Raw genomic sequence first — 16,772 nt, 5'->3', positions numbered from 1 at the left:
GCCGTCATGCATCCCTTCCAACTCAGCCGTGCAACTTCCGTCGACCAGGCGATTGCGTCGGGCGCCCGTTACCTGGCAGGCGGCACCACGCTGGTCGACCTGATGAAGCTCGACGTCGAAACGCCATCGCAATTGATCGACATCAACCGGTTGCCACTGGCAACGATCGTCGAAACCGCCGAAGGCGGTCTGCAGATCGGCGCCACCGTACGCAATAGCGACCTGGCGCATGACGAACGCATCAAGCGCGACTACGCCGTGCTGTCCGAAGCCCTGCTTGCCGGCGCGTCCGCGCAACTGCGCAACAAGGCCACGACCGCGGGCAACCTGCTGCAGCGCACGCGTTGCGTGTACTTCCGCGATCCGGTCATGGCCTGCAACAAGCGCGAGCCCGGCTCAGGCTGTTCGGCCATCGACGGCTATAACCGCAACCTGGCGATCCTGGGTACCAGCAACCACTGCATCGCGTCCAACCCGTCCGACATGAACGTGGCCCTGATGGCGCTCGACGCCGTCGTCCATATTCAAGGCCAGGGCGGGGAACGCGATGTGCCGCTGGATGACTTTTTTGTGTTGCCGGGGGACACGCCGCACATCGAACATGTGCTGCAGCCGGGCGAACTGATCACGCACGTGACCTTGCCCAAGCCCGTGGCGGGCGCGCGATCGCTCTACCTGAAGCTGCGGGATCGCGCGTCGTACGAATTTGCGTTGGCGTCGACCGCCATCGTGGTCAGCACCGACCAGGGCGCGATCAAGGACATCCGGATCGCCATGGGCGGCGTCGGCGCCATTCCGTGGCGGCTGCCCGAAGTCGAAGACTTCCTGGCCGGCAAGCCCGCGACGCTGGCCAGCTTCACGCAGGCCGCCGCGCTGGCCATGGAAGACGCACGCCCGCAAAGCGAGAACGGCTTCAAGGTCGAACTGGGCAAACGCTGCCTGATTAACGCACTTATTACCGCGACGCAGCCTGCCTGAACGGCGCGAGCAAGGACCTTCCATGACCACTGACACTTCCACCCGCACTCCCCTGATCGGCGCCGCGACGAGCCGCGTCGAAGGCCCGCTGAAAGTCAGCGGCGTTGCGCAGTACACATCCGATCATCACTTCGACGGCATGCTTGTCGGCGTGCCGGTCACGGCCACCATCGCCACCGGCCGGGTCCGCCAGATCGACAGCAGCGTCGCGCAGGCCATGCCCGGCGTGCACACCATCTTCACGACCGAGAACATCGGTGCGCTGTATCGCGTGTCGCCCGCCAGCGGCGCGTCGATCGACGAATACCGGCCGCCGCTGAGCGACGACAAGGTTACCTATTACGGGCAATACGTGGCCCTGGTCGTGGCCGACACGTTCGAAAACGCCACGGCCGCCGCGCGTGCCGTCAAGGTGAGCTACGACGAGGCGCAACCCGACGTCAGCCTGGAACTCACGCCCGATGACGAACCCAGCGTGGACACCGAACGCGGTGATCCGGAAGCTGCGTTCGCCAAGGGGGACGTGACGCTGGACGCGGTCTATACGACGCCGCCCGAGACCCACAACCCGATCGAACTGCACGCGTCGGTTGCCGTGTTCGATGGCACCCGCTACACGCTGTATGAAACCTCGCAGGCCATCATGAATCACCAGGCGGTGATGGTGCAGATGCTCGGCGTGAAGCCGGAAAACGTGCGCGTCGTGACCGAATACCTGGGCTCGGGCTTTGGCGGCAAGCTGTGGCCCTGGACCCACTCGGTGCTGGCCGCCGCCGCGGCGCGCCAGTTGCGCCGCCCGGTCAAGATCGAGATCACCCGCAAGATGATGTTCCAGACCGTGGGCCATCGGACGAACACGCAGCAGCGCATGCGCCTGTCCGCCACGAAAGACGGCAAGCTGACCTCTTTGCAGCAGGACTACGTGTTCCATGTCTCGCGCCTGGACAAGAGCAAGGAAAATTGCGGCGAGGCCACCGGCTATTTTTACAGCGTGCCCAACCTGCGCGCGACCGCGGCCTTTGCGCGCCGCGACATCGCACCGAACACGTCCATGCGCGGCCCGGGCGCGGTGCCCGGCCTGTATGCGCTGGAATCGGCCATGGACGAACTGGCGATCAAGCTCAATCTTGATCCCGTTCAATTTCGACTGATGAACGAACCCGAGATCGACGAAAGCCTGGGCGTTCCCTTCTCCACCCGCCATTACACGGACTGCCTGAACCACGGCGCAAAGACATTTGGCTGGCATGAACGCACGCCCGAGGTCGGTTCGATGCGTCGCGATGGCATGATCGTCGGCTGGGGGGTGGCGGGCGCATCGTGGATGGCCAAGCGGCTGGCAGCCGAAAGCACCGTGTCCTTCCTGGGCGATGGCCGCGTGCGCATCGCCTGCGGCACCCAGGACATCGGCACGGGCACCTACACCGTGCTGGCGCAGATGGTGGCCGACATGACAGGCATGGACATCGCCGCCATTCACGTGCAGATCGGCGACAGCGCCCTGCCTGCCGGCCCGATGTCGGGCGGATCCATGGCCACCGGTTCGCTGGTGCCGTCGGTGTCGAAAAGCGCCAAGGCCGCCATCGACAATCTGCTGGGCCTGGCCAGCAAGGGCGAACATTCGCCGTTGTCGGGCGTCGAGAAAGACGAACTGGCATTTACCGGCGGATGGGTGCATCGCAAGGACCAACCCGCCGACCAGGGCCTGCGTTTTGAAGACCTGCTGGCCAAGGAAAGCGTGGCCTTTGTGTCGGGTGACGGCAGCTCAGAGCCGAGCAGCAAGGACGAGGACGACGACAAACGGTCCATCCATTCCTACGGCGCACATTTTGTCGAAGTGACCTGGCAGCCCGAGATCGCGCGTCTGCGCGTGAACCGGGTGCTGACCGTGATCGATGCCGGCAAGATCATCAACCCGCGCACGGGCCGCAACCAGATCGAAGGCGCGGTGATCATGGGCGTGGGCATGGCGCTGTTCGAGCAGACCCATTACGACCGCCGCAATGGCGCGCCCATCAACAGCAATCTGGCCGACTACGTGATGACGACGCATGCCGATGCGCCAACCATCGACGTGGAATTCCTGGACTTTCCGGACCTGGCCTTGAACGAGATCGGCGCGCGGGGCATCGGCGAAATCGGTCTGGCGGGCTTCGCCGCCGCAGTGACGGCGGCGGTGTATCACGCGACCGGCGTGCGGGTGCGCGATCTGCCGGTCAAGATCGAAGACCTGCTGGCGTCCACCGTCACGACGTGATCCCGGGGCCATGACCGGCCTTGGCCGGGACCGCAGCACCGTTACTGCGGCCCCGGCGGCCAGGCTTCAGCAGTCGCTGCGTTTGGCCTTGGTGCACAGGCCCCGGCCACTGTCCGGCATGCAGTCGCGTTTGTCCTGGTGGCCCATGGGACAACGCGGCGCGGGCGTGACCGACGTGCGTTCGTCTATCGCGACACAGCTGGCAGCGCCGGCCACGACGCACAGCGCGCCGGCCATGCCGATAGTTGCTCTGGTCAACCATTCCCTCATCCTGCACCCCCTACAATCGATCCGGCAATCTAGCATGCGGCCTGTGCTGATCGATGACGACCGCCGCGGCTGATCGATGCAGCGGATCGATGCCCCACCTTACCTACAAGAGCAACCCATGCCCCTGGACTACCAAGCCATCCTCGACGAGATCAACGACGCCCTCCGCCCCGAACTGGGACAGGAAGGCAAGGTGGCGGACTACATTCCGGCCCTGGCCCGCGTGCCGGCGGACCGCTTCGGGATCGCGCTGCGCACCTGCGATGGATTCGAGGCAGCCAGCGGCGACAGCAACGAAGCCTTCTCCATCCAGAGTATTTCCAAGCTGTTTTCCCTGACCTTGGCCCTGCAACGGGTCGGCGACCAGGTGTGGGACCGCATCGGACGCGAACCGTCGGGCAACCCTTTCAATTCCCTGGTGCAGCTGGAACGCGAAGAAGGCGTGCCGCGCAACCCGTTCATCAACGCAGGCGCGATTGCGGTAGCGGACCGTCTGGTGTCCGCCACCAAGTCGCACGCCAAGACCGACATTGTCGAACTTATCTCCAGCCTGTGCGGCGACAAGGTCATGATCGACCAGGAAGTGGCCCAGTCCGAAGCCGCCAATGGCTACCGCAACGTGGCAGTCGCCAACTTCATGAAGAGCTTCGACAAGTTCGACAACAATGTTGCGCAGGTGCTGGATGTGTACTTCAACCAATGCGCGATCCAGATGTCTTGCGTCCAGCTTGCGCGGGCGGCCGGTTTCCTTTGCCGTGATGGCGGGCATCCCTACCGGGGCAAGTCGGTGGTCAGCGAACGGCAGGCCCGGCGGCTGAACGCACTGATGCTGACCTGCGGCACCTATGATTCGGCCGGGGAATTCGCGTTTCTGGTGGGGTTGCCGTGCAAAAGCGGCGTGGGGGGCGGCATCGTGGCCGTCGTGCCCGAAACGCTCAGCCTGTGCGTGTGGTCGCCGGCGATCGATGAAAGCGGCAATTCGCACCTGGGGCGCAAGGCGCTTGAAATGTTCGTGGCGCGCACCCGCCTGTCCATTTTCTAGACATTCCGGACAACAAGGAAAAGTCGCGATCGCCAGGTCGGGCAACCCGTTGGCGACGCGACTTTCCTGATGCCGCCATCAGGCGTGACGGCGCAAGTGCACCACGGCAGCTTTTTCTTCCACGGGGCGGGTCGGCACCGGCGCCAGCTTGGGCGCGGTCTGGCGCTTGGGCGTGCGTTTGGTCGTCGTGCTGCTGACCAGCTTGGGCACTTCCACGGGCTTGGACGCGGCCAGCACGTTCATGAACGTGTCGAACGCCGTCGCGCCACGCGCCGAGAAAATATTGCACTCGGCGTCCATGCATTCCGTCGCTTTCAACGTGGCGGCCAGGGTCTCGGCGTCACGAATGGCGTCGGACCACGTCGCGCGCACCAGCGGGCAATAGTGCAGGCGGCTGTCGATACCGCGCGCCGAACGGGCGCCCGCTTCAACCACGCCGCGATACCGTGCCTCGGGCAACTCGTGAACACGGGCTTTCAGGTAGTACTGCTCGATCTTCTGGACCGGGGTATCAATGGTGTCTTGCATGGCAGTTCTCTCCAGAGGGTGGCTCATGGGTGGACCCTCGCCAAAGACTCTCAGCAAGTTGCGTGCCGCAGGTGCCATCCTCGGGAGTAATCAGCCCTTCTTGCCTGCCGCCGAGCGCGCTGTATCGCCATCTGCCGACGTTGACCCGTCGGCGTCCGCCTCGACTTCCTGCGTCTGTTTCGTGGTGTCTTCGCCCGAAAACCCGCCGTAGCTGCTCTGGCCAGGATCGGCGCTGCGGCTCACGATCTGTTCGCCGTCTTTCGGCGGATGGACACCCTGGCCTTGCGAGCCCGAGCGGGCCAGCGTGTCGTCGGCGCTATCCTTGACGTCGTTGCGGGGGGTCGTGCCTTGCGATGCGTTATCGGTCATGGTGTCTCCTTGGACGGGGTGGAAGAATCGGAGGTCGGCGTCAGCGCAGGAAGTTGCGCTTCGTCTGGCGCCGTGGCGGCGCCTGCCGTTTCGGCCGGATCCAGCGCGCGATCCTTGGCCTGTTCCTGCCGCGGACGCAGGTATTCGTCGCCCTGCGTCACGACGTCGCGGACGCCGTCATCTTTAGTGCCAGGTTTGGCGGATGCTGCGGAATTCATGGGCGTGCTCCGTGACGTGATGGAAGAGCACGTTGCAAAGACCGTTCCCGGGGCGACTCATCCGGATCCGTGCCGCGCAGGAACGTCCTAGGTCCGCTCCAGCACCGTCAACGTGGGACGCGGCCCGTCCGCCTTGGCGCTGATGGGCGGGCGCGGCAGCCTGGCCACCCCCGGCTCGATCACGAAAGTCTGCTTGAGCGAATACCACGGTCCGGTCACATCGGCGGCCGGCGCAGTCCCTGCCGGATGGCGTTCATAGTGCCCGACAAGCGCTTCGGTCACCCCGAATTGCACATCGGTATCCAGATTGGGATCGTCGCTGGAATAGATCTGGGAAAACTGCGTCTTGTAGCCTTCCTTGAAAATCAGGAAATGCACATGGGCCGGCCGCATGTTGTGGCGGCCCTGGGCACGCAGCAGGTCACCCACCGGGCCCGTGACCGGGATCGGATATCCCGCCGGCTTGACGCTGCGAAAGGCGATGCGCCCATCGGTGTCGGTCACGAATTTGCCACGCAGGTTCATGTCGGCCTGCGCCGGATCCTGGTTTTCGTAGAAGCCTTCGTTCGAGCTGTGCCAGACATCCACCTCGGCCCCGGCCACCGGCTGGCCTGCCTGGTCCTTGACCCAGGCCTCCACAAAGATCGGGTCCCCCGGCGTCGGTGACCGCACGATGGATGCACCCGCCTCGGTCGGCGGGGACCCCATCCGCCAGAAGGGGCCAAGCAGGTTGGCGGTCGTGCCGCGCGGAACCTGGGGCGCAGGATCAGTGGGTCCATCCTCGGGGATTTCCGCGACCCCCTGCCCGCCATTGTTCAACAGGCAGATCAGCGACGACACGCCGAGTGACCCCGCCGCCAGCACCACTTCGTTATGCGATGGGGTCGTCGCCTGCCCCACCCTTGCGATCACCGCACAGACTTGCTGGAACTCTGCTTCGGTCAGCCGTGCTTCGCGGACAAACGCATGCAGATGCCTGACCGCGCTCTGCAGGATCTCCTTGAAGCGGGGGTCGGTGGCGCGATCCAATTCGGCCAGCACAGCCTGCGTGACGTCCTGCTCGTTCCTGATGATCATGTCGCGGTCTCCGGTGGGAAGGCGCCTGAACCGGCGCGTCCCGGTATCGTAGGCGCGCCGACACCCCCGCCTCAATCATCATGATCCCTAGCAAGCCTGCTGGATCGATGCGACGCGTATCGGCGCCACCTGGCGCCCTTCCCACACCACCCGGTTCCCGCCGTCCTGCTTGGCCCGGTAGAGCTGCACGTCGGCCAGGGCATACACCTCGTCGGCCGTCCGGTCAGGGGCGAACGGAGCCATGCCCACGCTCACGGTCACCTGGAACACTCCGCCGGCCGCTTCGAACGGCTCGGTGGCCACGGCGGTGCAGAACGCATCGGCGCTGGCCCTGACCTCGTCCAGCGTACCGGTCAGCAACATCGCCGAAAATTCCTCGCCGCCGATGCGCGCCAGCGGCGCGTTGGCGTGAAAATGCGCCTGCATGAGCCGGCTGACCCGCTGGATCACGGCGTCGCCAGCCGGATGCCCGAAGCGGTCATTGACCGTCTTGAAGCGATCGACATCCACCAGCACCAGCATGTGGGGCTGCCGACTCTCGGCCACGGCGCGCGCGCGATCGAAGAACGCGCGCCGGTTGAGGAGGCCGGTCAGCGGATCGGTCGTGCTCAACAGCGCCAGGTAGGTCTTCATTTCGTACAGCCGCAGATTGGCGCGGGCGTGCGTATAGATCACGTACCCCGCCAGCGGACCGGAGATCAGCGTGGTCTGGATGGCGGACCGGACGATCTGCCATGGCGCGAAGATCAGATTGGCGATCAGGTCAACGAGGTCGGCGATCACCACGATCCCCAGGGTGCCCAGCAGAGTGCGCAACCTGACCTGGCGCAGCGTCCGCACTTCGCCGCGAACCCGCCATCGTTCCTGATTTTCCTGGCCTTCCAGTCCGTGCAACATCCGACCATCCTGTAAAACTGAACCGCGCCGCGCCGTGCGTGCCGACTTATCCCCACGGAATGTGGACAAGCCATGGGATAGACGACGGATAAGCCTGTCAAACCCGCCTGGCGCCTGGGGATTCGGGCCCCTGCCTCAAATCGGGCAAAGGGCCGTGGCGAGACGAAAATGCCCGCTTTTGCCCACGGTTGGCCTTGATCGGGCGGACCGCCACGACTTTCCCGATCGGGGGTCAGGGTTATCCCCGAATTATGTGGACAAGCTTGGGGACAGCGGTCGAGCAAGTCGCCCGGAACCGCGTCATTGCTGGCGTATGACAGGATTGCCCGGGTTCAAGGCACCGTGCCCCGCCGCGCAGCAACGTGGCCACCTGCGCAACCGGGCGCGATGGAACACGCCACTTTCTCAACCATGCACGAAGGATAACGGCTGGAAGCGCCCGAAACTTGAGCGTTCCGCCGCACCCGGACAAAGTTATCCAGTGCCGGTGTGGACAAGCGTGGGGAAAGTGGCAGGACAACCCCGTCAAACCCGCATCAGCGCAGGGTTTTAGGGGTGTTGATCAAGAAACAGGCACCCGGCGGCGGCCGGACACCATCAAGGCGACGGCGATGGCGCACGCCACCGCGCCAACGATGAAGCTGGCCTGGTAGCCGTACAGCCCGATCACCAGTCCCACCACCGGACCGGTCAGGCCGGACGACACATCGACAAACGCCAGGAAGCTGCCCACTGCGACACCGCGCGCGTGCGCAGGCACCCGGGCCATGGCTTCGACCCCCATCGACGGAAACACCAGCGAAAATCCGATGCCGGTCAGGACGGTGCCCATAAAAGCCATCGTGGCGCTATCGGCCTGCCACAACAGCAACTGGCCGGCCATCTCGATCACCACCGACACCGCGCCCACGGTCATCCCGCCCATCTTGTCGGGCAGATGCGCCAGGAACAGGCGGACGGCCACGTAGCCGGCAGCAAAGCCGGCAATGGCAAAGCCCGCACCTGCCCAGTTGCGCGTGCTGTACATCAGGACCAGAAAGCTGGTGATGATGGCAAAGGGCATTGCTGCAAACGCCAGCGCCAGGCCATATCGCCAGATCAGTCCGATCACGCTGAAGAAAGACAGGCGGACCGCGCTGGCCGCGCGTGCCGCCAGCGGCACCATCCGCGTGGCGATCACCCAGCCCACCAGCGGCAGCGCAAAGGTGATGGCGGCAATGCCGGCAAAGCCCCACTGCTGCTGGACCGCCACACCGATCGGGGCGCCCACGCCCAGGGCAGCGAACATGGCGATGCCCTGCCACGCCATGACCATGCCCGTGCGTTGCGGGCCGACCCGGCCGATGCCCCAGGTCATGGTGCCGGTCAGGTACAGACTTTCGGCAGGGCCCATGATCAGACGGCCGACGATCAGCACCGCCAGGCTGGCTACCGGTGTGGGCATGAACGGCGACGCCAGGTAAAACAGCGCGGCGACCGAGGCCAGCGGCAGTCCCAGCCGCACCGACTTGCGAGGTCCGTGACGGTCGCAGTAGGCGCCGGCGACCTGGCGGGTCAGGATGGTCGCGAAGGCCTGGATACCGACCACCCAGCCCACCGTGACGGCGTTGAAGCCCAGCGTGCCATTCACGTACAGGGCCAGGGCCGGTAGCGGAATACCGATGGACAGAAAGCCGGCAAGAACGATCAGCACAAGCGGCGTCAGCTCGGCCGCGGGGGAACGAGGGGGTGGAGTCTGGGTCATGGGGCGTCACCCTGGCGCGCGGCGTGGCCGGCAGGGTCGTGGGGGTGGAAAGAATCGGGAACGAGGACGGCATGCGGACCAAGGCAGGTCCGGCAAAGGAACGCGGCGGGGCGCCGCGCGGCAAGCATCATCATGAGCAGTCGCATCCAAACGGGCAATGACGAACGCCATGCAGCGTGCATGACATGCGCAAGGCCTGACGAGATGCGTTGGCTGACGTTAACGCTTACGTAAAGAACCGGATTGCTGAAAGCACCGGTTCATTAGCTGGACCGGATTGTAGCGGTGCGCCAGCGTGGCGTTCAAGGAGAACGTCACGCTGGCGCACCTGCGCGTTGGCGGGCGCCAACGCGGTCCGCCGATCAGCGCGTGGCCGCCGGCTGCATCACCTTGGCCATCGAATCGGCCACCAGTTCCAGGTTGCCGTGGCTCAGTCCGGCCACGCACATGCGGCCCGACTTGATCAGGTACACGCCATATTCATCACGCAGCGTGTCGACCTGCGCCTGGCCCAGGCCCGTATAGCTGAACATGCCGCGCTGGGTCACGAAATATTCGACGTCCAGGTCCGGCAGGCGGGCTTTCAGGCCGCTGCGCAGCGCCGCGCGCATTTCGTGGATACGCTTGCGCATCTGCGTGACTTCGGCCGCCCACATGGCGCGCAGTTCCGGATCGCCCAGCACACCACTGACCACACGGCTGCCGAACAGCGGCGGGCTCGAGTAGTTCTTGCGCACCGTGGCTTGCAACTGGCCCAGCACCTGGCCGGCTTCGGCCGACGTATTGCACACCACCGACAGGCCGCCCACGCGCTCGCCGTACAGGGACATGTTCTTGGAGAACGAATTGCCCACCAGCATGGCCGCGCCCTGCGCCGCCATGTGCCGCACGACCCAGGCGTCTTCGTCCAGGCCGTCGCCAAAGCCTTGATAGGCCATGTCGAAGAACGGAATTACATTCCGGCGCAGCAGCACGTCGGCAATCGCGGTCCACTGCTCACGCGTGGGATCGATCCCGGTCGGGTTGTGGCAGCACGGCTGCAGCAGCACGATCGCGCGCGCCGGCAGCTGTTCCAGCGCCGCCATCATCTCGTCGAAACGGATGCCGTTGGTGGCCGGGTCGTAATACGGAAAGGTGTGCATCACCAGGCCAGCGCCGCCCAGGATGTTGTAGTGATTTTCCCAGGTCGGATCGCTGATCCACAGTTCGCTGTCGGGAAAGTAGGTCTTCAGGAAATCCGCGCCCACCTTCAGTGCACCCGATCCACCCAGGGTATGGATGGTGGCGACCCGCTGTTCCTTGACGGCCACGTGGTCGGCGCCGAACACCGTTTCGGCGATCAGGCGGCGATAGGTGTTGTCGCCTTCCATCGGCAGGTACACGTGCGGCACCGATTCATCGATGCGCTGCTGCGCCAGCTCGACGCTTTTCAGCACGGGAATCTTGCCCGCTTCGTCGTAGTACAGCCCGATGCTGAGGTTGGCCTTGTGCGGGCGATCGTCCTTCATGAACGTGTGCATCAAGGACAGGATGGGGTCTCCCGGGTAGGAGGGGATATGCTTGAACACGGTAGTTTCCTTGGCGGTTTGCCGGGTAGTCTAAGTCAATATGGCCGAGTCGGAACACGGTCTTGTCGGGGGACTTGCAGCAAGCCGGACTTACAGCGCGGTCCGTACGTGCCACAGCTCGGGAAACAGCACGACGTCCAGCATCTTGCGCAGGTAGCTCACGCCCGCGGTGCCGCCCGTGCCGCGCTTGAAGCCGATCACACGTTCCACCGTGGTGACATGGCGAAAGCGCCACTGGCGGAATGCATCTTCCAGATCGATCAGCTTTTCGCCCAGCGCGTACACGTCCCACCAGCCGTGCGTGTCGCGATACACCGTCAGCCACGCCAGTTCCACCGACACGTCGGACGTGGTTGGCTGCGTCCAGTCGCGTTCCAGCCGGCCGGCGTCGATCGCCAGGCCACGGCGCGCCATGAGCGCAATGATCTCGTCATAGAGCGACGGCGCGTGCAGCGCGTCCACCACCAGCGCATTGCGCTCGGCATGGTGTTCGTGCGGCTGCGTCATGGCCGGGTTCTTGTTGCCCAGGATGAATTCGATCTGCCGGTATTGATAGGACTGGAAGCCCGACGACGCGCCCAGCACGTCGCGGAATTCGGAATATTCCGAAGGCGTGAGCGTGGACAGCACCGTCCAGGCCTGCACCAGCTGTTCCATGATCCGCGACACCCGCGCCAGCACCTTGAGCGCCGGTTCCACCCGGTCGGTCCGGATGTAGTCCCGCGCCGCCATGAGTTCATGCAGCGCCAGTTTCATCCAGAGTTCACTGGTCTGGTGCTGCACGATGAACAGCATTTCGTCGTGATGGGTCGAAATCGGATGCTGCGCGCTGAGCAGCGCGTCCAGCGACAGGTAGTCGCCGTAGCTCATCGATTTGTCGAACTTCATCTGGGCATCGTGCCACGCAGGCGTATCGGCGGCCGGCGCTTGGTAGGGACAGGACATGGCGGTCTCGGTGTCGGAGGTGACGGGGGGGATGCCACTGCAGTGCAGCAACATGACTCCATCTTATAGAAGGGTGTCTCGAATGTGCTGGCGTTCATGCGGCGTTTATCATCCAATAACCGCAGGATATTTCGTGCGACGCACCCGAAGAGTCAATTCATGCGACTAAATCTCGACAAGATCGATCTGCGCATCCTTGAGTGCCTGCAAGCCGAAGGCCGCATCAGCAATCAGGACCTGGCCGCGCGTATCGCGCTGTCCCCGTCCGCCTGCCTGCGGCGCGTCAAACTGCTGGAAGACGCCGGCGTGATCAGCGGCTACCAATGCGTGCTGGACCCGGTCAAGCTGGGCCTGGAAGTCGAAGCCGTGGTGCATGTATCGATGCGCCATGAAGTCCCGAACTGGCACGAGACCTTCGTGTCGGCGCTGCAGGATTGGCCCGAAGTGGTGTCGGCCCGGATCGTGACGGGCGGGGCCAATTACATGCTGGTGGTACGCACACGCGACGTAAGCCATTACTCCGACTTCATCGTGAACCGGCTGTACCGCGCGCCCGGCGTGCGCGATATCCAGTCCAACATCGTGCTCGGGTCGATCAAGCAACAGACTTCGGTGCTGGACGTGCTTTCCGTCAAGAACGGAAGCTGACCGTGCCGGGCGAATGATTGAATTCGTCTCGGAGACACGGGTTAACCCGGATGAGACGTCGCCCGGAAAGTCAGACCCTGGCCTAGAGCCGGCTACGACAACCGGACTAGGGCGCCTTGTGCTACTCCCTTGGACCCTTTCACCGATGTGCGGCGGAGCAACATTTGGCGACACTGTGCCAACTGTCTTGAAGGAGCTGCCATGTCGGCCCTGGATCCGATGATCTTCCACCCCTCCATTCTGAATCCGCTGATGCTGATGGCATTCGCCATCCTGGCCTACCTGGCCGGCGTGGCCACCGCCGCCTGGTGGTTCCGTCATGGCCGGCAAGAAACGATCGAACAGGACTATCGGCCCGAGCAGAACTAGCTGTTGGGCGTCTGGGCACCCTGCTTGCGCAGGCTCAGCCATCGAAGCCGTCCAAGAGCCGATGCGTGGCCTACCCTTCCGACCAAGCCCTCACCCCCGACAAGCCGTTCGGCAAATTCCTGATCCCGCTTCTGCTGGTGATCCACGTTCTGTGGCTGGTGCTAATGGGTCGCAGCGCGATCTGTCCTTGCGGCGTCGTGTCGCTCTGGCAGACCGGCTCGGACGCCGCCCAGAATTCCCAGCAGGTTGCCGATCCCTACTCTTTCTTGCACATCATTTTCGGGATTGCCCTGTCACGCGGCTTTCGCCGGCTGCGCCCGACCTGGCGGGTGGCCGACCTGGCCCTGCTGGCGGTGTTCAGCAGCACGGTGTGGGAAGTGATGGAGAACACCCCCTGGGTGATCCAGCTGATGGACAATGCGGCCAACGCCGCGCCTGACTACGACGGCGACAGCATCCTGAATTCCCTGGCCGACACCGGCTTTGTGATGGTCGGCTTCTGGGCGGCGCGGCTGCTGCCCCTGGCGGCATCGGTGCTGCTGGCGGTGGCGCTGGAGTTGATCGTGTCGTGGATGATCCACGACGGGCTGGTCCTGGCGACCGTGCGGATCGTGTGGAACCTGGTGCAGTAGGGGTGTGGTGCAGGTGGGGCTCTGGTGCATCAAGAAAAAAGCCCCGCAGCACCGACCCGGGTTTGAACACCAGGGTCGATACTGCGGGGCTTCAAGAAATCCGCGGATTGGACTAACCAAATGCGGAGAACCGCATAGAGCGAACCCAACCTTCGTCTTTCAAATTGGTGCCGATGATCGGAATCGAACTGACGACCTTCGCATTACGAATGCGCTGCTCTACCAACTGAGCTACATCGGCTTGTACCACCCGCTGACAAAGGCATGGCAGGTATCGGTTGTGCCGACCCGGCTTTGCTGCTCTGTAGCGTAGCCCGCAATTCTAGCAAAGAAATCAGCTGGAATTCAAGAGGCGGACATTTTCTTTGTCAGGGGCCTGCCGAAACGGCCGGCCCCGCGCCGATTACGACAAATCCACCTTGCGCGACAGGCCCTTGGGCAGGGGGAAGGACACGCCCTCTTCCGCGCCATCCATGGTGCGGACCGACACGGCGCCCAGTTCCTTGAGCCGTGCGATCACCTGCTGCACCAGCAGTTCGGGGGCCGATGCACCGGCCGTCACGCCCACGCGGCTGCGGTTGGTCAGCCACGACGGATCGATGTCTTGCGGACCGTCGATCAGGAACGACATGGCGCCCTTGCGCTCGGCCACTTCCCGCAACCGGTTCGAATTGGAACTGTTGACGCTGCCGACCACCAGCACCAGATCACAGTCGGGCGCCATGATCTTGACGGCGTCCTGGCGGTTCTGGGTGGCATAACAGATGTCGCTGCGCTTGGGCTCGACGATGCCCGGGAAACGCGCCTTCAATGCATTGGCGACTTCGGCGGCATCGTCCACCGACAGCGTGGTCTGCGTGACGTAGGCAAGCCGGGTGGGATGGGCCACCTGCAGCGCAAGCACGTCTTCCACGGTTTCGACCAGGTACATGCCGCCTTCGGACTGGCCCAGCGTGCCTTCCACTTCCGGATGGCCCTTGTGCCCGATCATCACGATCTCGTTGCCGGCGGCGCGCATCTTGGCGACTTCGACGTGCACCTTGGTCACCAGCGGGCAGGTGGCGTCGAAGACTTTGAGTTCGCGGCCATCGGCTTCGCGGCGAACCGCCTTGGGCACGCCGTGCGCCGAAAACACCACGGTGGACCCCGGCGGCGCATCCTGCAGGTCGTCAATGAAGATGGCGCCCTTGTTGCGCAGATCTTCGACGACATACCGGTTGTGGACGATCTCGTGGCGGACATAGATCGGGGCGCCGAACAGTTCCAGCGCGCGCTCGACGATATCGATGGCCCGGTCCACGCCCGCGCAGAACCCGCGCGGCTGCGCGAGCACCACGTCAACCGGCACGGCGCGGCGCGTTTCGCGCGCCACCAGTCCGTCGGCGCTGGCCGGGGCGCCTGCCGCGGTCGTCTCAACAACAGTCATCTACATCACTCCCAGGATGGCCACGTCGATCTGCAGCGCGTGGCCGGCAAGCGGGTGGTTGAAATCGAATACCGCCGTCGTCGCGTCCTTCTCCTTGAAGATGCCGGAGTATTTTGCGCCGTTCGGGGCCTGGAATTCGACCAGATCACCTGGCTCGAAGTTCTCGTCCCCCGCGTGTTCGCGCAGCATGGCGAGCGTCACGCGCTGGATCAGTTCGGGATTGCGGTCGCCATAGGCGTGCACGGGGGCCAGGGTGTAGCTGAAACGTTCACCTTCGGCGTGACCGACCAGGGGGCCTTCCATGCCGGGGGCCCACTGGCCCGCGCCCAATTGCAACGTGGCCGGACGGCCCGTGAACGTGTCGGCGAACACTTCGCCTTCACCCGCGCCCGACGCCAGCGAGATGCGGTAGTGCAGGGTTACGTAGGAGTCCTCACGGATGAGCAAGGACGAATCGGAGGAGGCAGAACTCAAGGTATGTCACCGTATCGATACGAGTGCGCCGCACAGGAACGATGCGGCGAAACGCCGATTTTACCTTGGTTTGCAGGGCAGCCGGCGTGGCGCTGGCGCCTCGCCCTTCGTCTTCCCGATTCTCCATCCTCTCTTTATTGCTACCGGCAGGACCCATCATGGCCTCGACCACTTCGCTGCAACACACCGTCCCTGTTGAAGAACGTCCGCGCGAACGTCTGCAGCGCCACGGCCCGTCGGTCCTGACCGATGCCGAACTGCTGGCGGTGCTGCTGCGCACCGGCACCGCAGGCTGCAACGCCATCGAACTGGGGCGCCTGCTGCTTACGCGCTTCAATGGCCTGCGCGGACTGTTTGCCGCGTCGCGCGACGACCTGCGGCAGATCGACGGGCTGGGCGAGGTCAAGGTGGGCCAACTCCAGGCCATCCTGGAACTGGCGCGGCGCGAAGTGGCTGAAACCCTGCATCGCGAAGATGTGCTGACCCACCCGTCGGCCGTCAAACAATATTGTTCGATGGCGCTGGCGCACCGGCAGATCGAATGCTGCCTGGCCCTCTATCTGGATATGCGCAACCGGTTGATCCAGGTGACGACCTTGTCGGAAGGCACCCTGGGCCAGACCACGGTCTACCCGCGCGAGATCGTGCGCGAGGCATTGCGGGTCCACGCAGCGTCGGTCATCCTCACGCACAACCACCCGTCGGGCAATCCGGAACCCAGTGCGGCCGACGAACGCCTGACCCACCATGTCAAGAATGCCCTGGCGCTGGTGGACATCCGGCTGCTCGATCACATCATCGTGGCGGGCACGGTCACGACGTCGCTGGCAGAGCGCGGCGCCATGTAAACTGTGGCGTTCCCCTTGATGCACCGGCACAAGCGCTTGATTGCATTGGTTTTTCCATGCTATGCTCGTGAGCTTTACGGCGTGTTGAGTGCAGCCAACGGCAAGTCAGCCGTGCAAGCCCGGCATGCTTATCCGCTCGATCTGTCGAGCGGGTGCTTATCCGCTCGGCATGCCGGATGCCCCGTTAGGCGCAGCCCTGTCCGTATCACGAATTCCACGAAATAGAAGAGGTGTCGCTATGGCACGAGTATGTCAAGTTACCGGTAAGCGTCCGATGTCGGGCAATAACGTTTCGCACGCGAACAACAAGACCAAGCGTCGCTTTTTGCCTAACCTGCAATCGCGTCGTTTCTGGGTCGAGAGCGAAAACCGCTTTGTGCGCCTGCGCGTCAGCACGAACGCACTGCGCACGATCGACAAGAACGGTATCGAATCCGTTCTGGTTGAACTGCGCGCACGCGGCGAAGCCGCTTAATTCACGC

Annotated in this window: 19 protein-coding genes and 1 tRNA gene; 8 read left to right on the top strand and 12 right to left on the bottom strand. The window is 64.1% G+C overall.

Translation table 11 applies throughout. The features are described from left to right. The first annotated feature begins 6 nt into the window (after window positions 1-6). Window positions 7-978 carry an FAD binding domain-containing protein gene (locus HD883_RS26105; RefSeq protein WP_179590158.1) on the top strand — a complete coding sequence of 324 codons (972 nt, stop codon included), beginning with the start codon at window positions 7-9 and terminating at the stop codon, window positions 976-978. Window positions 979-1,000: 22 nt separating this feature from the next. Beyond that, window positions 1,001-3,235, top strand: a complete 2,235-nt coding sequence (locus tag HD883_RS26100; protein WP_179590160.1) for a xanthine dehydrogenase family protein molybdopterin-binding subunit — start codon at window positions 1,001-1,003, stop codon at window positions 3,233-3,235. Between the two features lie 66 nt (window positions 3,236-3,301). Here HD883_RS26100 and HD883_RS26095 read toward each other — a convergent pair whose 3' ends face one another. Beyond that, window positions 3,302-3,493 (bottom strand): hypothetical protein, encoded by a 192-nt coding sequence (locus tag HD883_RS26095; RefSeq protein WP_179590162.1) that lies wholly within the window; start codon window positions 3,491-3,493, stop codon window positions 3,302-3,304. 130 nt (window positions 3,494-3,623) lie between these two features. On the opposite strand from HD883_RS26095, the gene HD883_RS26090 reads away from it, so the two are divergent. Then, window positions 3,624-4,547 (top strand): glutaminase, encoded by a 924-nt coding sequence (locus tag HD883_RS26090; protein ID WP_179590164.1) that lies wholly within the window; start codon window positions 3,624-3,626, stop codon window positions 4,545-4,547. A 78-nt stretch (window positions 4,548-4,625) separates the two neighbouring features. Here HD883_RS26090 and HD883_RS26085 read toward each other — a convergent pair whose 3' ends face one another. From HD883_RS26085 to kynA, 8 genes are all read right to left on the bottom strand, one after another. Further along, window positions 4,626-5,075, bottom strand: a complete 450-nt coding sequence (locus HD883_RS26085; RefSeq protein ID WP_179590166.1) for a hypothetical protein — start codon at window positions 5,073-5,075, stop codon at window positions 4,626-4,628. 90 nt (window positions 5,076-5,165) lie between these two features. Then, window positions 5,166-5,444, bottom strand: coding sequence for a hypothetical protein (locus tag HD883_RS26080; protein ID WP_179590168.1), 279 nt, complete (start codon window positions 5,442-5,444; stop codon window positions 5,166-5,168). Next, window positions 5,441-5,662, bottom strand: a complete 222-nt coding sequence (locus HD883_RS26075) for a hypothetical protein (RefSeq protein ID WP_179590170.1) — start codon at window positions 5,660-5,662, stop codon at window positions 5,441-5,443. The genes HD883_RS26080 and HD883_RS26075 overlap by 4 nt, the downstream gene beginning before the upstream one ends. Window positions 5,663-5,749: 87 nt before the next feature. Then, entirely contained in the window at window positions 5,750-6,739 is a 990-nt protein-coding gene (locus tag HD883_RS26070) for a dioxygenase family protein (protein WP_179590172.1), read from the bottom strand. A gap of 87 nt (window positions 6,740-6,826) precedes the next feature. Beyond that, complete coding sequence (locus tag HD883_RS26065; protein WP_179590174.1) at window positions 6,827-7,636, bottom strand: GGDEF domain-containing protein; 810 nt, start codon at window positions 7,634-7,636, stop codon at window positions 6,827-6,829. A 562-nt stretch (window positions 7,637-8,198) separates the two neighbouring features. Beyond that, window positions 8,199-9,380, bottom strand: a complete 1,182-nt coding sequence (locus HD883_RS26060) for an MFS transporter (protein WP_179590176.1) — start codon at window positions 9,378-9,380, stop codon at window positions 8,199-8,201. A gap of 362 nt (window positions 9,381-9,742) precedes the next feature. After that, the gene (locus HD883_RS26055) at window positions 9,743-10,948 is read right to left on the bottom strand and encodes an amino acid aminotransferase (RefSeq protein WP_179590178.1); all 1,206 of its coding nucleotides are present in this window, start codon (window positions 10,946-10,948) and stop codon (window positions 9,743-9,745) included. 90 nt (window positions 10,949-11,038) lie between these two features. Continuing rightward, window positions 11,039-11,893: a tryptophan 2,3-dioxygenase gene (gene kynA, locus HD883_RS26050; RefSeq protein ID WP_179590180.1), complete on the bottom strand. Its 855-nt coding sequence runs from the start codon at window positions 11,891-11,893 to the stop codon at window positions 11,039-11,041. A gap of 159 nt (window positions 11,894-12,052) precedes the next feature. Here kynA and HD883_RS26045 point away from each other — a divergent pair, with 159 nt between their 5' ends. From HD883_RS26045 to HD883_RS26035, 3 genes are all read left to right on the top strand, one after another. Then, window positions 12,053-12,541 carry an Lrp/AsnC family transcriptional regulator gene (locus HD883_RS26045; protein ID WP_179590182.1) on the top strand — a complete coding sequence of 163 codons (489 nt, stop codon included), beginning with the start codon at window positions 12,053-12,055 and terminating at the stop codon, window positions 12,539-12,541. Window positions 12,542-12,742: 201 nt separating this feature from the next. Next, window positions 12,743-12,910, top strand: a complete 168-nt coding sequence (locus tag HD883_RS26040; RefSeq protein WP_179590184.1) for a hypothetical protein — start codon at window positions 12,743-12,745, stop codon at window positions 12,908-12,910. 65 nt (window positions 12,911-12,975) lie between these two features. Further along, on the top strand, window positions 12,976-13,542 hold the full coding sequence (locus HD883_RS26035) for a DUF2585 family protein (RefSeq protein WP_179590186.1): 567 nt from the start codon (window positions 12,976-12,978) through the stop codon (window positions 13,540-13,542). Between the two features lie 165 nt (window positions 13,543-13,707). Here the strand turns inward: HD883_RS26035 and HD883_RS26030 are convergent. The 3 genes from HD883_RS26030 to HD883_RS26020 all read right to left on the bottom strand — a co-directional run bounded on the left by HD883_RS26030 (window position 13,708) and on the right by HD883_RS26020 (window position 15,442). Beyond that, window positions 13,708-13,783, bottom strand: a tRNA-Thr gene (locus HD883_RS26030). Between the two features lie 162 nt (window positions 13,784-13,945). Continuing rightward, window positions 13,946-14,968 (bottom strand): 4-hydroxy-3-methylbut-2-enyl diphosphate reductase, encoded by a 1,023-nt coding sequence (gene ispH, locus HD883_RS26025; protein WP_179590188.1) that lies wholly within the window; start codon window positions 14,966-14,968, stop codon window positions 13,946-13,948. Continuing rightward, entirely contained in the window at window positions 14,969-15,442 is a 474-nt protein-coding gene (locus HD883_RS26020) for an FKBP-type peptidyl-prolyl cis-trans isomerase (protein WP_179590190.1), read from the bottom strand. Window positions 15,443-15,600: 158 nt separating this feature from the next. Here HD883_RS26020 and radC point away from each other — a divergent pair, with 158 nt between their 5' ends. Together radC and rpmB are read left to right on the top strand one after the other, a co-directional pair. Next, entirely contained in the window at window positions 15,601-16,290 is a 690-nt protein-coding gene (gene radC / locus HD883_RS26015) for a RadC family protein (protein ID WP_179590192.1), read from the top strand. Between the two features lie 238 nt (window positions 16,291-16,528). Continuing rightward, window positions 16,529-16,765, top strand: coding sequence for a 50S ribosomal protein L28 (gene rpmB, locus HD883_RS26010; protein WP_179590781.1), 237 nt, complete (start codon window positions 16,529-16,531; stop codon window positions 16,763-16,765). The last annotated feature ends 7 nt before the right edge of the window (window positions 16,766-16,772 follow it).

Origin of the sequence: Pigmentiphaga litoralis (assembly GCF_013408655.1) — a bacterium.
Lineage (GTDB): Bacteria > Pseudomonadota > Gammaproteobacteria > Burkholderiales > Burkholderiaceae_B > Pigmentiphaga > Pigmentiphaga litoralis_A.
This window is presented reverse-complemented; position numbering and strand designations above follow the sequence as displayed.